This is a genomic window from Roseobacter sp. FCG-D35 (assembly GCF_033436665.1).
Lineage (GTDB): Bacteria > Pseudomonadota > Alphaproteobacteria > Rhodobacterales > Rhodobacteraceae > JAWQFO01.
On the sequence record NZ_JAWQFO010000001.1, the window covers coordinates 474,754 to 488,268 of the forward strand.

At 66.1% G+C, this 13,515-nt stretch carries 12 protein-coding genes; 4 read left to right on the forward strand and 8 right to left on the reverse strand.

All coding sequences use genetic code 11. The annotated features are described in order from the left end of the window. Positions 1-70 precede the first annotated feature (70 nt). From R5H30_RS02085 to R5H30_RS02105, 5 genes are all read right to left on the reverse strand, one after another. The gene (locus R5H30_RS02085; RefSeq protein WP_318326323.1) at positions 71-2,434 is read right to left on the reverse strand and encodes a xanthine dehydrogenase family protein molybdopterin-binding subunit; all 2,364 of its coding nucleotides are present in this window, start codon (positions 2,432-2,434) and stop codon (positions 71-73) included. Between the two features lie 48 nt (positions 2,435-2,482). Beyond that, positions 2,483-2,968: a (2Fe-2S)-binding protein gene (locus R5H30_RS02090; RefSeq protein WP_318326324.1), complete on the reverse strand. Its 486-nt coding sequence runs from the start codon at positions 2,966-2,968 to the stop codon at positions 2,483-2,485. 129 nt (positions 2,969-3,097) lie between these two features. Continuing rightward, the gene (locus R5H30_RS02095; protein WP_318326325.1) at positions 3,098-4,099 is read right to left on the reverse strand and encodes a molybdopterin-binding protein; all 1,002 of its coding nucleotides are present in this window, start codon (positions 4,097-4,099) and stop codon (positions 3,098-3,100) included. Continuing rightward, positions 4,096-5,064, reverse strand: a complete 969-nt coding sequence (locus tag R5H30_RS02100) for an XdhC family protein (protein WP_318326326.1) — start codon at positions 5,062-5,064, stop codon at positions 4,096-4,098. The genes R5H30_RS02095 and R5H30_RS02100 overlap by 4 nt, the downstream gene beginning before the upstream one ends. An 82-nt stretch (positions 5,065-5,146) precedes the next feature. Continuing rightward, positions 5,147-5,779, reverse strand: coding sequence for a 3'-5' exonuclease family protein (locus tag R5H30_RS02105; protein WP_318326327.1), 633 nt, complete (start codon positions 5,777-5,779; stop codon positions 5,147-5,149). Positions 5,780-5,937: 158 nt separating this feature from the next. Between R5H30_RS02105 and R5H30_RS02110 the strand changes: the two genes are divergently transcribed. From R5H30_RS02110 to grxD, 3 genes are read left to right on the forward strand one after another with little or no spacing between them, the layout of a single operon-like run. Continuing rightward, positions 5,938-6,180 (forward strand): BolA/IbaG family iron-sulfur metabolism protein, encoded by a 243-nt coding sequence (locus tag R5H30_RS02110; protein WP_318326328.1) that lies wholly within the window; start codon positions 5,938-5,940, stop codon positions 6,178-6,180. Continuing rightward, a complete protein-coding gene (locus R5H30_RS02115) occupies positions 6,177-6,419 on the forward strand; it encodes a hypothetical protein (protein ID WP_318326329.1) in 243 nt (80 codons plus the stop codon). Before R5H30_RS02110 ends, R5H30_RS02115 begins: the two co-directional genes overlap by 4 nt. Beyond that, entirely contained in the window at positions 6,416-6,787 is a 372-nt protein-coding gene (gene grxD, locus R5H30_RS02120; protein ID WP_318326330.1) for a Grx4 family monothiol glutaredoxin, read from the forward strand. The genes R5H30_RS02115 and grxD overlap by 4 nt, the downstream gene beginning before the upstream one ends. Positions 6,788-6,860: 73 nt before the next feature. On the opposite strand, the gene R5H30_RS02125 is transcribed toward grxD, so the two are convergent. Beyond that, complete coding sequence (locus tag R5H30_RS02125) at positions 6,861-7,253, reverse strand: GFA family protein (RefSeq protein WP_318326331.1); 393 nt, start codon at positions 7,251-7,253, stop codon at positions 6,861-6,863. Between the two features lie 206 nt (positions 7,254-7,459). Here R5H30_RS02125 and R5H30_RS02130 point away from each other — a divergent pair, with 206 nt between their 5' ends. Then, positions 7,460-9,121, forward strand: coding sequence for a hypothetical protein (locus tag R5H30_RS02130; protein WP_318326332.1), 1,662 nt, complete (start codon positions 7,460-7,462; stop codon positions 9,119-9,121). 154 nt (positions 9,122-9,275) lie between these two features. Here R5H30_RS02130 and R5H30_RS02135 read toward each other — a convergent pair whose 3' ends face one another. Both R5H30_RS02135 and tkt read right to left on the reverse strand, forming a co-directional pair. Then, complete coding sequence (locus tag R5H30_RS02135; RefSeq protein ID WP_318326333.1) at positions 9,276-11,231, reverse strand: DUF3604 domain-containing protein; 1,956 nt, start codon at positions 11,229-11,231, stop codon at positions 9,276-9,278. A gap of 232 nt (positions 11,232-11,463) precedes the next feature. After that, positions 11,464-13,479 carry a transketolase gene (tkt, locus tag R5H30_RS02140; RefSeq protein WP_318326334.1) on the reverse strand — a complete coding sequence of 672 codons (2,016 nt, stop codon included), beginning with the start codon at positions 13,477-13,479 and terminating at the stop codon, positions 11,464-11,466. Positions 13,480-13,515 lie beyond the last annotated feature (36 nt).

The window sequence follows — 13,515 nt, forward strand, 5'->3', positions numbered from 1 at the left end:
GCGACTGCTGCCTTCTCTGGTTCCTAAATATCCCGGGGGTCCGGGGGCAGCGCCCCCGGGTCCCGCCGTCTCAGCCCTGCATCGCCGCCCAGACCCGCGCCGGCGACAGCGGCATGTCGATGTGGGTGACGTTCTTGCCGCCAGACTGCAGCGCGTCCACCACCGCGTTGACCACGGAAGGCGGAGAGCCGATGGCTCCGGCCTCGCCGCAGCCCTTCACGCCCAGCGGGTTGTGTGTGCAGGGGGTCTGGCACGAGTGATCGACCTGGTAATAGGGCAGATCGTCGGCACGTGGCATGGCGTAGTCCATGTAGCTGGCGCTCACCAGCTGGCCGCTCTCGTCGTAGGCGCAGTTCTCCAGCAGCGCCTGCCCGATGCCCTGGGCAAGCCCGCCATGCACCTGCCCGGTCACGATCATCGGGTTGATCACGTTGCCGAAGTCGTCCACGGCCGTAAATGCCTCTATCGTCACCTTGCCGGTCTCGGGGTCGACTTCGACCTCGCAGGCATAGGCGCCCGACGGATAGGTGAAGTTCGACGGGTCGTAGAACGCCGTCTCCTCCAGCCCCGGCTCGATATCCTCGAGGGGATAGTTGTGCGGCACGTAGGCCGCGAGCGTCACGTCGCCCCAGGCCACCGACTTGTCGGTCCCCGCCACGCTGAACGTGCCGTCCTTGAGCTCGATGTCGCCTTCCGAGGCTTCCATCAGGTGCGCCGCGATCTTCTTGCACTTGTTGATGATCTTCTCGGTCGCCCGCACCATCGCCGACCCGCCGACCGCGATCGAGCGCGAGCCGTAGGTGCCCATGCCCATCGGGGTGTTGGCGGTGTCGCCATGCACGATCTCGACCATCTCCGCGTCGATCCCGATCATCTCGGCGATCACCTGCGGGAAGGCCGTCTCGTGCCCCTGCCCGTGGCTGTGGCTGCCGGTCATCACCACAAGGCCCCCGGTTGCGTTGACCCGCACCGTTGCACTTTCGTAAAGCCCCGCCCGCGCACCGAGCTGCCCCACGAGGTTCGAGGGCGCGATGCCGCAGGCCTCGATGTAGCAGTTGACGCCGAGCCCGCGCAGCTTGCCGTCAGCTTCCGACTTCTTGCGCCGCGCCTCGAAACCGGCGAGGTCGGCCATCTCCTCGAGCTTGTCCATCGTCGCCACGTAGTCGCCGGTGTCGTATTCCACCGCGACCGGTGTGGCATAGGGGAACTCGGTGATGAAGTTCTGCCGGCGCAGGGCGATCGGGTCGAGCCCCAGCTCGCGCGCCGCCTTGTCGATCACCCGTTCCAGCTGGAAGGTCGCCTCGGGCCGCCCTGCGCCGCGGTAGGCGTCGACCGGCACCGTGTTCGTGAAGACCGCCTTCACGTTCACGTAGATCAGCGGGGTCTTGTAGTTGCCCGCCATCAGCGTCCCGTGCAGCCAAGTCGGCACCGAGGGCGCGAAGGTCGACAGGTACGCCCCCATGTTCGCATAGGTCTCGGTGCGGAGCGCGGTGAAGTTGTTGTCACCGTCGAGCGCCAGCTCGATCTTCGTCACGTGGTCGCGCCCGTGCGCATCCGACATGAAGGCCTCGGACCGGCTCGACGTCCACTTGACGGGACGATTGCAGGCCTTGGCCGCGAAGGTGCAGAAGGCTTCCTCGGCATAGTGGAAGATCTTGGTGCCAAAGCCGCCTCCCACGTCCGGGGCCACGACGCGAAGCTTGTGCTCGGGAATACCCAGCACGAAGGCGCCCATCAGCAGCCGGATCACGTGCGGGTTCTGCGAGGTCGTATAGAGCGTGTGATCGCCGGTGGCGCGGCTGTACTCGCCCACCGCCACGCGCGGCTCCATCGGGTTCGCCACCAGCCGGTTGTTCTTCAGCTCCAGCGTGGTGACATGCGCGGCCTTCTCGAAGGCCTCGTTTACTGCTTCGCGGTTTTCCTCAACGAACCCCCAGTCGTAGCAGAGGTTGCTCGAAAGATCGTCGTGCACCTTGGTCGCGCCATCTGCGAGCGCGGCCTTCATGTCGACCACCGCCGGCAGCTCGGAGATATCGACCGAGATCGCCTCGGCCGCGTCGCGGGCCTGTTCCAGCGTGTCGGCGACCACCGCCGCCACGATCTCGCCGACGTGGCGCACCTTGCCTTGCGCGATTACCGGGTGCGGCGGCTCCTGCATCGGATCCCCGTGCCGGTCGGTGACCTGCCAGCCGCAGGGCAGCCCGCCCACGCCTTCGAAATCGGCGCCGGTGAAGATCTTGACCACCCCCGGCATGCCCTCGGCGGCGCTGGTGTCGAGCCCGTCGATGGTGCCATGGGCCACGTCGGAGCGCAGGAAGAAGACATGCGCCTGGCCGTGAATGTTGATGTCGTCGGTGTAACGCCCGGCTCCGGTCAGGAACCGCACATCCTCGCGCCGCTTTGTGCTGGCGCCGATGCCTCCGTCTTTCGGCATGTCTTTCCTCCCTGATGTCCTTTTGCCGCGAGCTGCGGCCTGCCGCTCTTACTCGGCGGCGATAGCGCCCACGTCCTGGCCGGATGCGGCCATGATCGCCTTGACGATGTTGTGATACCCGGTACAGCGGCAGAGGTTGCCCTCGAGGTAGTGCCGCACTTCCGCCTCGGTGGGCTTGGGGTTGTCCTTTAGCAGCGCCGCCGCCGACATCACCATCCCCGGCGTGCAAAAACCGCATTGCAGCCCGTGGTGGTCCTGGAACGCCTGCTGGATCGTGTTGAGCGAGCCATCGGAATTCGCCTGGCCTTCGATGGTGGCCACCTCGGCGCCCTCGGCCTCGGCGGCGAACATCGTGCAGGCCTTGACCGCCGCACCGTTGACATGCACCACGCAGGCTCCGCACTGGCTCGTGTCGCAGCCGACATGGGTGCCCGTCAGACCCAGTTGATCGCGCAGGAAATGCACCAGCAGCGTCCGGCCTTCCACCTCGCCCGACCGCTCGGTCCCGTTCACGGTCATTGTGACCTTCGACATCCGATCCTCCCTTGAAACTCTTGTCGTTCTTCGCGCGATGTTAACCACGCGGCAGGAAGGATGAGAACCAAAATCTGGCGCGCGACGGGGAATTGCCACCAAAGTCCAGTCCCGCCGCCCCGGCGCGGGTCAACCCTTTCCGCGCCCTGCGCGCGGTTGCGGGCGCGTCGGGATTTCCTTGAGCAATCCGCCCACACCCATGCCGGAGATGTCCGCGTCGCTGACCGGGATGCCGCACAGCACTCGCGCCAGCACCCAGTCCGCCCCGTTGAGCGCCGGAGACCGCGCGCACCCCGGCAGACCGATCACCGGTCGCCCGTCGAGATCCCCGAGAAACAATAGGTTGCCGGGGTCGACAGGCATTCCGAACCGCTCGATCCGCCCGCCGGCCAGACGCAGCGCCGCCGGCGCCACGTCGTCGATGTCGGAGGTGGCCGAGCCGGTCAGGATCAGCGTGAGCCCCGCCTGCCCTTCCTTCAGGCACTCGGCCAGAGCGGCGGTGTCGTGCGGCACCGTTCGCACATCGCCGAGTGCAAGCCCGAGAGCCTCGACGCGCCCGGAGATCGCCGCGCGCCCCTTGTCGCCCGCGCCGCCGGGGATTTCCGTGACGATCAGGTCCACGTCCCCGATCACCGGTGCGGCCAGCCGGATGCCCTGCCCCGCAGCGGCGCAGCTCGCGTCGAGATCGGTTTCCGGCACGGCGTAGGAGATGATCTTGATCGTCGCCACCATCCCGCCCGCGCCCATCTGCTGGAACGGCGGCACCGTGGCCAGCGTGATCATCGGATGCACCCGGTTGACCGCTTCCAGCGCCGGAACGTCGAGCACGGCCACCCCCGGCCCCTCCGCCAGCAGGTTCACCCGTCCGGTGAAGGGCTCGGTGAGGCGGAGACCGGCCGCCGCCGGATCGGGAACAAGGGCTTCGGCCAAACGCCGGGCCGCCGCGTTCTCGTCGACGTCGCTTTCGGCCAGGCGCGCGACGATGACCTCGGCGACTCCCGCCGTCTTCAGCGCCACGAGATCCTCAGCGCCGAGCACCCGGCCCTTGCGCAGGCGCTTTCCCTCGACGGCAACGGAATGGGCCAGCACGGCACCTTCCGCATCCGCAGTCGCGACGGGTCCGAACCTCATGCGCCGCGCCGAAGTACACGGGTCATCTCGGCCAGGATCGACACGGCGATCTCCTGCGGGCTCGCCGCCCCGATATCGAGGCCGATGGGCCCGTGGATGCGCCCGATCTCGGCCTCCGAGAACCCTGCCGCCGTCAGCCGCTCGACGCGCTTGGCATGGGTGCGCGTCGACCCGAGCGCCCCGATGTAAAAGCAACCCGAGCGCAACGCAATCTCGAGCGCCGGGTCGTCGAGCTTGGGGTCATGGGTCAGCAGGACCACCGCCGTCCGGCTGTCCACGCCAACCGCTTCCAGCGCCTCGTCGGGCCAGTCGGGCAGGATCGTCTCGCCCGGAAAACGCGCCTCGGACCCGAAAGCGCCGCGCGGGTCGATGACAACCGGATCGTAGCCGGCGATGCGCGCCATCGGCACCAGCGCCTGCGCGATGTGCACCGCGCCGACGATGGCCAGCCGCAGCGGCGGGTTATGGATCGCCACGAACGTCTTTTGGTCCTCTTCGAAGCCCGAGCGGTCCATCGCGAAACGCTCAGGGTAGCCGTCTTCGAGCAGCTTGCGCCCGCCGCCGCCAAGCCCGACCTCATAGGCCACTGGGCGCCGAGCGCCGCGGCGGTCGACCAGATCGCGCAGCAGGTCCGCCGGCAGGACGTCGCCCACCGGTTCGACCAGCACCCTGATCGTGCCGCCACAGGCAAGCCCCACGGCAAAAGCGTCGTCGTCGCTGACGCCGTATTCCAGCAGCCGCTCCTCACCTTTCTCGAGCGCGTCCTGCGCCTCCATCACCACAGCGCCCTCGACGCAGCCGCCCGAGACCGAGCCCTGCATCTCGCCGTCGCCCGCGATCACCAGCTGCGCGCCGACCCGGCGCGGGGCCGAGCCCCAGGTCTGCACAACGGTGGCGAGCGCCGCACCGCGCCCCGCCTCGTGCCAGGCCAGCGCCTGTTCCGGGGCGTTGTCGATCGCTTCCATATCCTCTCTCCTCCGCCCGCACTATGAAACAGGTGCGCGTCGCTGTCTTGCGCAAAACATGCCGTCTTGGCCCCGCGGCCCGTCAGGCGGGATCGCCCGGCACGGGACGGGTCAACGCGTCGGACCGCAGCCGCCCGTCGCGCAACAGGTGCTGCAGCGTGAAGGCCACCGATTTTGCGTCATCAAGCGCATCGTGACCGCGCAGCGGCGTATGCGCGATGTCGAAATGATCGGCGAGCCGGTCACTGCGCAGCTGCACGATCTCGTCATGCGGCACCCCCGCGGCGAGCAGCAGGCGCGCGGCATTGCCGAACCGGGTCGCCGGGATCGGCGGCGTGATGCCTGCGACATAGCAGCTGATCGCCAGCATGTTGAACTCGTCCTTGCCCCAGGACCAGAACGGCGCACCGCCGGCGAACGTATCGAGTTGCCCAAGTGCCTCGGCGAGCGGCAGGCCTTCGGCGTCGAGCACCGCTTCGGTGATGCCGGTCAGGCGCACGAAGAGCGGGTCGAGCGGCAGCCGCGCGCCATCCCGGCCCCGTGGCAATACGTGCCAGCGCGCCGCCTCGAGGATCGGGAAATCCTTGGACAACCCCAGCCTGACCGCACCGATCTGGGCAATCACCGGGTCGGGATCGCACGGGCCGCACCAGAAGCGCTGCGGCGCACCCGGCGCGGTCAGAAATTCGCAGTCATAGAAGATGGCGCTGTCCATTCCGCCCTCCGCGCGGTCCATCCGGTGCGACGGTAGGCGCAGGCTTCGCAGTTTGCAATCGGCACCCCGCAGAGCCGGGAGACCGCGCCATTTCGGACCTTGTTCCCGCCGCCCATGCCCCTTACATCTAAGGGGAAAAGAAAGCGGAGCCGCCCTACATGCCCATGCAAGCCAACGACATCGAGGACCTGATCCGCGCCTCCTTTCCGGACGCCCGCATCACGATCACCGACCTGGCGGGCGACGGCAATCACTACGCGGCCGAGGTGATCGACGCCTCGTTCAAGGGCATGAACCGGGTCCAGCAGCAGCGCGCCGTCTATGCTGCGCTGAAAGGCAAGATGGACGGCTCGCAAGGCGAGTTGCACGCGCTGGCCCTGACCACGAAGGCGCCCGAATGACGCTCGGCATCGTCATCCTCAGCGGGCTTGTCCTGCTGCTGGCGGTGTTGCGCGGGCTTCAGGCGCTGCGACACACCGAAGGCACCGAGCGCGGCAGCGAGCCGGGCAAGGGCTACCACGTGATCGAGGCGGAATACTTCTCGGGCGGCGGCGGTGGCGGTCATTCGACCAGCTACAAGATCCCGCGCGACCCGCAGGAATACGCCAGAACATTCATACCGAAGGACGCACCGAAATGACCCAGACCACCGACGCGCAGACCGCGATCAAGGACACGATCGAAGCCAACCCGGTTGTGCTTTTCATGAAGGGCACCAAGTCGATGCCGCAATGCGGGTTCTCCAGCCGGGTCGCCGGCGTGCTCAACTACATGGGCGTGGAGTTCCAGGACGTGAACGTGCTTGCCGACGAGGCGCTCCGCCAGGGCATCAAGGACTTCTCGGACTGGCCGACGATCCCGCAGCTCTACGTCAAGGGCGAGTTCGTCGGCGGCTGCGACATCATTACCGAGATGACCCTTTCGGGCGAGCTCGACACGCTCTTCGAACAGCAGGGCGTTTCGTTCGACAAGGATGCCGCTGACAAGATCCGCGAAGCGAACGGCTGAGCGGTAGCTCTTCGAAACTTTGAAACGGCGGCGCACCCGTGCCGCCTTTTCACGTTTCGGGCAAAGGCCTGCGTTAGCCATCGGTCTCGATTACGTCGCCGTCCCAGCCTTGCGCGGCCTCCCCGCAGATCGACAGGCTGGGAGCATAGATCGACGGATCGTCGAGCGAGGCCGCGTGGACGTAGATGCGATCTTTCCTTCTTTCGCTGCGCCGCGTCAGCGGGGCACCGCAGGTCGGGCAAAACCCGCTGTAGGTGGCCAGCCCGGACCCGCCCTGCATACGGTAGATCGTGCAGTCCGCGCCGATCTCGAACGTTTCCAGCAGGAGTGGCACCATCTCGGAATGCCCCGTCCCGGTCAGCTGCTGGCAATCGCGGCAGTGGCAGCGGAACATCGGCGCGTCGAGCCGCTCGCCGCTGTAGCGGACAAGTCCGCACTTGCAGCCGCCGGTAATGCTGTCGCTCATGTCCCCTCCGTTGTCTCAGGATAGACCGTCACGGCGGCGCTTGTCAGCCACACACACGGTACCGCAGTGCCCGGGACCCGGCGATCCATGTAGCACGAACTGATCTTCTGTCAGGCTCTCGCCGCTCGGAAACGCCGCCGGTCGCCACAGTTTCGACCGAATCCCCCCACACAACCCAAAGTTAGGAAAGTGTCGTGGGAGCAATCATGCCGAGAACAACCGTCGCCGCCCTCATCGGGCTCATCCTCCAATCCACGGCCGTCTTCTCGGACACGACGGGCGTGGTCACTCAAGACGACCTGCGCACGGCGATCTACGCTGGCGATATCGACGCGGTCGAGGCCGAACTCGGGAAGGCCCGTTCGGCCTTCGAAGCCGGAGACCTCGACGAGGATGGCATGCGCCATCTCTTCGAGGTGTTCGCGGTGACCCACCCGGACGTGTCCGCCTTTACCCGAGACTGGCTTGACGCCGAACCGTCATCGCCGCTTGCGATGGCCGCGCGCGCCTGGGTTCTGCATACCGCCGGTTGGATCGTGCGCGGTGACAAATACCTTCAAGACACGCATCCCGAGGCAATGGAGAACCACTCGCGCCTGCATCACGAGGCCATGCAGCTCGCGCGCATGGCGTATGAGGCGGACCCCGATCTGATCCCGGCCTCGGATGCCGTCGTCATGCTGGCCAACACCGGGGGCGACAAGAACTTCGCATTCGAAGTCTTCCAGCAAACGATGGAGCGGATGCCGAATTGGGGAACCGTCACGCGTGCCTTCGGCTTCGCGCACCCCGGATACGGTGGCAGCTACGAGATCGGCGAGGCTCTGTGCGATCACTACGCGACGAAAGTCGATATCGGCGACAGGGATGCCGCCGCCTATTGCAGGATCCAGTGGCTCGTCGACAAGAGACAGTATCAGAACTGGCCGGCAATGGCGCTGGCGATGATCGAAGAGTTGGACGACGATCCGTGGCTCGAACCCTATCGGTTCATTGCGCAGCTGAACAACCATCCGATGAGCCGCGCGGATGCCGAACGGGTTCGAGACCAAGTCGAAGCCGAAGGGTTCGAGTCGCTTCACTGGGCGAAATACTACGATTACAACGTCGGCCATCGGTGGGGCTTCGAACTCCAGACCGACAGGACGCTCGAACACGCGAAAGTTCGGGCGCTCGCCGCGCTCGAACACGATCCCTACAATCCCGTGCTGCTCGATACTGTGATACAGCAATCATACCGGGTGAAACGCACCGAGGTCAGAAACGGCGACCAGCTTGTCGAGGTCGAGCTCATCAAGACGCCGATCCGTGATTTACCAAGCCGGGACGAGAAGATCGCCTTCATGAAGCGCAAGCTCGTCGTGGCGCCTTATGACCCGGAAAACTGGAAAGAGCTTGCACGGGAACTGAAGCACCAGAGCGTTGAGGCTGGCCGCGAGGGGACCGACCTTGTCCGCTGGGACAGATACAGACAGAACGCTGTCTACTATGGCATGCATCGGATCGACCATCTGGAGTCCTTTGCAGAAGAGAAGATCTGGCAACTGGCGCAGTTCACCGAGGTGCCGGCCATCGTAGCGGGGGCGAACGGCTGGGACAGTGCAGTGCGCGAGATCGACCGAAATTCAAAGCTCGTCTGTCCGATCGTGCGGCTTGGTATCCTGATGACAGCGGTGCGGGAATACCAGGGTCTGCAATCCCGGTTCGATCCGGCGATGCAGGCCGTCGTCGACGGTCTGACGACGGAAGTCGAAGAGAACGGCGCGTGCCATGCCCTGTTCGACGCGGCGCTTGAAGACCTTGCCTATGAGGCGGTTCCGCTGGATGTTCTGGACCTCGAAAATCCGTTTTCCGACAAGGGTTTCTAGCGCAGCGTTCCCTGTAAGACAGCCGACAGCGGCGTGCCGGATGGCCGGCAGCTGTCGCATTAAATCCCTGGAAGGCCTTCGGTCTGAACATTGCCCCGCTGACGAGCGACCGAAGGACCGAGACCTACCGGCAAGCCTTTCTGTCGAAGAGCAGTCAGCCCGGCGGCGAATACCAGATCGGCGAGGTATAGGCGCGCTCCTGCTGGGATGTCGGCGCGCCTTCGGGGATCTCGATCCCGTAACGGTAGGCGTCGTAAACGTACCAGGGCGGCGTCGGGATCTCGAGCACGCGCACATAGTAGAACGCCGGGCGGTCGGGATCGAAGTCCGGGTCGGTCCAGATCGTCGCCAGCTCCGAGGCGCCGATGGTGTTGGTCCAGCTTGCCGAGGCCACGTCCACGGTATCGCCCACGGCGGGCACCTTGCCGTCCTTACCCGCCGCGCGGCCGTCCGACCAGGCCACGTCGTAGACCTTCTCGTCGGTCGTGCCGTCCGCGTTGAGCCAGCCCTTCACGATCTGGATACGGTCGAGATTGGCGCCGACCGGGTCGCGCAGTGCCGCGACCATGAAGTTGGGCGCCGCGGCCCCATCCGGTGCGCCCATCAGATCGGCCCCCATCGGAACGCCTTTCTCGTAGCCCGCCGTCGCCGGGATCCGGGAATTCAGGTCCGCGTCCTCGTACGCCCAGCCTCCGAAGAAGCGCACGACCATTCGCGGCCCCGTTGTGGCGTAGATTTCCTTCCGCGCCATGGCGTCGAAAATGCTTTCGCGTGTGTTCTCTTCGGCCCAGACGGCGGTTAGGCCCGACGCGAGCATCTGCCAGGCGAAGAGTTCGCCGTTCTCGGTCTTCATGAACGGGTGCTGCAGGCGCTCGGCGGAGGGTTCGTACCCGGTGTGCTTGCCGAAGAAGTTCTCTTCCTCGGCGGTGACGAGGCCGGTGTGGCTGTCGGTGGCCCCGCTGAGCCCGAACTTGTAGGGGTTGGTCCCGAACTGCGCCTCGAGCGCCAGCCCGCTTTTCAGGGCTTCGCGGGCGTACTCGCGCGCCAGCATGTCCTCGGTCTTGGCCTCCGTGAGATCGAGGTTGCCGACGTCCCAGTTGTAGTAATCCGCAAACTCGTCGTTGGGGCTGAGGAACGGATGCGCCTCGCCGTCGCCCTTGATCTGCGTGATCTCGTAGAGCGGCTCCCAGCGCGCGCGGGCCTCGACATAGTCCTGCGTTACCTCCGAGCCATCGAAGCGGGTATCGACGGGAAACATCACCCCGTTCGACAGGTTGCCGTTATGCGCGAGGGCCAGGGCCGCGCCGTTGGTCTTTTCCTCGTAGGCCTCGAGATAGGCGTAAAGGTCCATCGGATCCGGGCTGCCCCAGGGCGGCGTCATCACCATCGGTACGATCTGCCCGACCCGCGCCGGGCCGTCGCGGAAGATCACGTTGCGATGCATGTTGTTTCCGGCGACAAGCGAGGTCCACTCGAACCCCAGCATCGGTGTGAAGACACCGGGATCGTAGAAGCGTTCGGCGGTGCGCAGGTTGTCCGACCAGATTGTGGCATAGCGCCGGGCTCCGGGCATGTAGCCGTTGAAGAGATCGACGTCGATCTTTCCCTGCGACACGGTCCCGATCAGGTTGAGCGCGGTATCCACCGCTTCCTGTCCACCGGCGCGGAACCCTTCGGACCACCGGCGCCCCTGCTCGTAGCGGGTGACCGACGGGTTCGCCGCGAGGGCATCGAAGATCATGCCCATGCCGTCCGAATGATCGGTGATTGCCAACCAGTCGAGGGGGCGCGACAGCCGGACCGGCTGGCCGGACGAGGCCATGACCTCTTCGCCCCGTGCAAGGCGGTAGGCGTCCTCGTGGGTCAGGCGCGCGCCGAAGCCGCCGGCGTCCATGGATTGACCGGTGTGCAGGTGGGTATCGCCCCAAAGGGGCCATTCCGGAAAGGTCCGCCCGGCATAAGGCGAGTAGGCGGGCGCCGGATAGGTATCGGCAAGCTGCTCTTCGGTCGGCATCCACTCCTGCGCGGCGGAGGGCAACGCGGGCAAAAGTGCGGCCTGTGAAATCAGGGCCAGGGCCAGCGCCCTGCCAGTGAACCGAGTCTGTGCCATGTCTTTCCCCGTCCGGATACAGTCGCGCCCGACACTAATGGAAGCGGGGTCTCCCGACTTGACCTGGATCAAGGACAGCGCGGGCCAGACCTGCCTGCCGCACGACTCGACTGGAGCCGGGGAACCCGGGGCCGCCCTTGGCATGGCGCGACGACGGGGTCGGTTTGCGAAAACCTAGACGGCGCGGCAGCGATGCCGACGGCGCGACAAGCGCGCGCCGTCGGGAAGAACTTCAGAGCAGCGACTTGACCTTCTCGGCCACCGCGTCCGCGGTAATCCCGAACTTTTCGAACAGCTCGCCGGCCGGGGCCGAGGCACCGAAGCCCGTCATGCCGACAAAGCCCGCCTTGCCGCGCTTGCCGCGCTCGCCCAGCAGCCACTTGTCCCAGCCCATGTCCACGGCCGCCTCGACGGCGACACGCACCGGACCTGCGGGCAGGACGCGCTTGCGGTAGCTTTCGTCCTGCTCCTCGAACAGCTCCCAGCAGGGCATCGAGACGACGCGCGTGCCGATGCCCTCGGCCTGCAGCTTCTCGCGCGCTTCGAGCGCCACGGAAACTTCCGAGCCGGTGGCGAGGATGATCGCCTGCCGCTTTCCGTCCGCGTCGGCCAGAACGTATGCGCCCTTGGCGGTCAGGTTGTTGGTCTTGTGCTCGGTCCGCACGGTCGGCAGGCCCTGGCGGGTCAGCGACAGCACCGAAGGCGTCGCCTGCGAGCTGAGCGCAAGTTCCCAGGCCTCGGCGGTCTCGATCGTGTCGGCCGGCCGGAAGACGTAGGTGTTGGGCGTCGCGCGGCTGATGGCGAGATGCTCGACCGGCTGGTGGGTCGGGCCGTCCTCGCCCAAGCCGATGCTGTCATGGGTCATCACGAAGACGGTCGGCACCTGCATCAGCGCGGCCAGACGCATCGCCGGGCGCGCGTAGTCGGTGAAGCACATGAAGGTACCGCCGTAGGGCCGGATGCCGCCGTGCAGGACCATGCCGTTCATCGCCGCCGCCATGCCATGCTCGCGGATGCCCCAGTAGACGTAGCGCCCGCCGCGGTTGTCGATGTCGAAGACGCCGAGATCCCCGGTCTTGGTGTTGTTCGATCCGGTCAGGTCCGCCGAGCCGCCGACGGTCTCGGGCAGGATCGGGTTCAGCACTTCGAGCGCCTTTTCCGAACTTGACCGTGTCGCGATCTTCGGCGCGGATTCAGACATCTGCTTCTTGAACGCCTTCACCGTGGCGCCGAGCTTTTTCGGAACCTCGAGCGCGAAGGACCGCTCGAAGGTCTCGCGCTTGGACTTCGGCAGCACCGCGAGGCGGCCTTCCCACGCTTCACGCGCATCGCGTCCGCGCGTGCCGATGGCCTCCCAGCCCGATTTGACCTCAGACGGCACTTCGAACGGCCCCGCGGTCCAGCCATAAGCGTCCTTGGCCGCCTGTGCCTGGTCGAGGTCGGTCAGCGCGCCGTGGCCCTTGGACGTGTCCTGCGCGGCGTGGCCGAGCGCGATATGCGTCTTGCAGGCGATCATCGTGGGCAGATCGGATTTCTTGGCCGCGACGATGGCCTTGTCGATGGCCTCGGGATCGTGTCCGTCTATCTCGATGACTTCCCAACCTGCGGCCCGGAAGCGGCCCGGCTGGTCGGTGGTGTCGGCCAGCGTCACGGGGCCGTCGATGGTGATGTTGTTGTTGTCCCAGAACACGATCAGCTTGGACAGCTTGTGCCGCCCGGCGAGCGTGATCGCCTCCTGGCTCACGCCCTCCATCAGACAGCCGTCTCCTGCGAAGACATAGGTATGGTGGTCGACGATTTTCTTGCCGTAATGCGCGCGCAGGATCTCTTCGGCCATTGCGAAGCCGACCGAATTCGCAAGCCCCTGCCCCAGCGGCCCGGTCGTGGTCTCGATGCCCTTGGCGTGTCCGTATTCCGGGTGTCCCGCAGTGCGCGACCCCCACTGCCGGAAGTTGCGGATCTCTTCCAGCGTCATGTCCTCGTAGCCGGTAAGGTAGAGCAGCGCGTAAAGCAGCATCGAGCCGTGGCCGTTGGACAGGATAAAGCGGTCGCGGTCCGGCCAGTCCGGCGCCTTGGCATCGAACTTCAGGTGCTTTTCGAACAGCACCGTGGCGATGTCTGCCATGCCCATCGGGGCGCCAGAATGCCCGGAGTTGGCGGCGGCGACGGCGTCGAGTGTCAGGGCGCGGATGGCGGTCGCCTTCGACCAGTGGTCCGGGTTTGCGGCTGCAAGTGCTTTGAGATCCACGGCGGGCTTATCCTTTGTCTGTGGCGGCATTTGCCG

What these genes read in the sequence shown, in the direction of transcription:
- R5H30_RS02085 (WP_318326323.1), bottom strand. Translation starts at nt 2,434, where the DNA reads ATGCCGAAAGACGGAGGCATCGGCGCCAGCACAAAGCGGCGCGAGGAT.
- R5H30_RS02090 (WP_318326324.1), bottom strand. Translation starts at nt 2,968, where the DNA reads ATGTCGAAGGTCACAATGACCGTGAACGGGACCGAGCGGTCGGGCGAG.
- R5H30_RS02095 (WP_318326325.1), bottom strand. Translation starts at nt 4,099, where the DNA reads ATGAGGTTCGGACCCGTCGCGACTGCGGATGCGGAAGGTGCCGTGCTG.
- R5H30_RS02100 (WP_318326326.1), bottom strand. Translation starts at nt 5,064, where the DNA reads ATGGAAGCGATCGACAACGCCCCGGAACAGGCGCTGGCCTGGCACGAG.
- R5H30_RS02105 (WP_318326327.1), bottom strand. Translation starts at nt 5,779, where the DNA reads ATGGACAGCGCCATCTTCTATGACTGCGAATTTCTGACCGCGCCGGGT.
- R5H30_RS02110 (WP_318326328.1), top strand. Translation starts at nt 5,938, where the DNA reads ATGCCCATGCAAGCCAACGACATCGAGGACCTGATCCGCGCCTCCTTT.
- R5H30_RS02115 (WP_318326329.1), top strand. Translation starts at nt 6,177, where the DNA reads ATGACGCTCGGCATCGTCATCCTCAGCGGGCTTGTCCTGCTGCTGGCG.
- grxD (WP_318326330.1), top strand. Translation starts at nt 6,416, where the DNA reads ATGACCCAGACCACCGACGCGCAGACCGCGATCAAGGACACGATCGAA.
- R5H30_RS02125 (WP_318326331.1), bottom strand. Translation starts at nt 7,253, where the DNA reads ATGAGCGACAGCATTACCGGCGGCTGCAAGTGCGGACTTGTCCGCTAC.
- R5H30_RS02130 (WP_318326332.1), top strand. Translation starts at nt 7,460, where the DNA reads ATGCCGAGAACAACCGTCGCCGCCCTCATCGGGCTCATCCTCCAATCC.
- R5H30_RS02135 (WP_318326333.1), bottom strand. Translation starts at nt 11,231, where the DNA reads ATGGCACAGACTCGGTTCACTGGCAGGGCGCTGGCCCTGGCCCTGATT.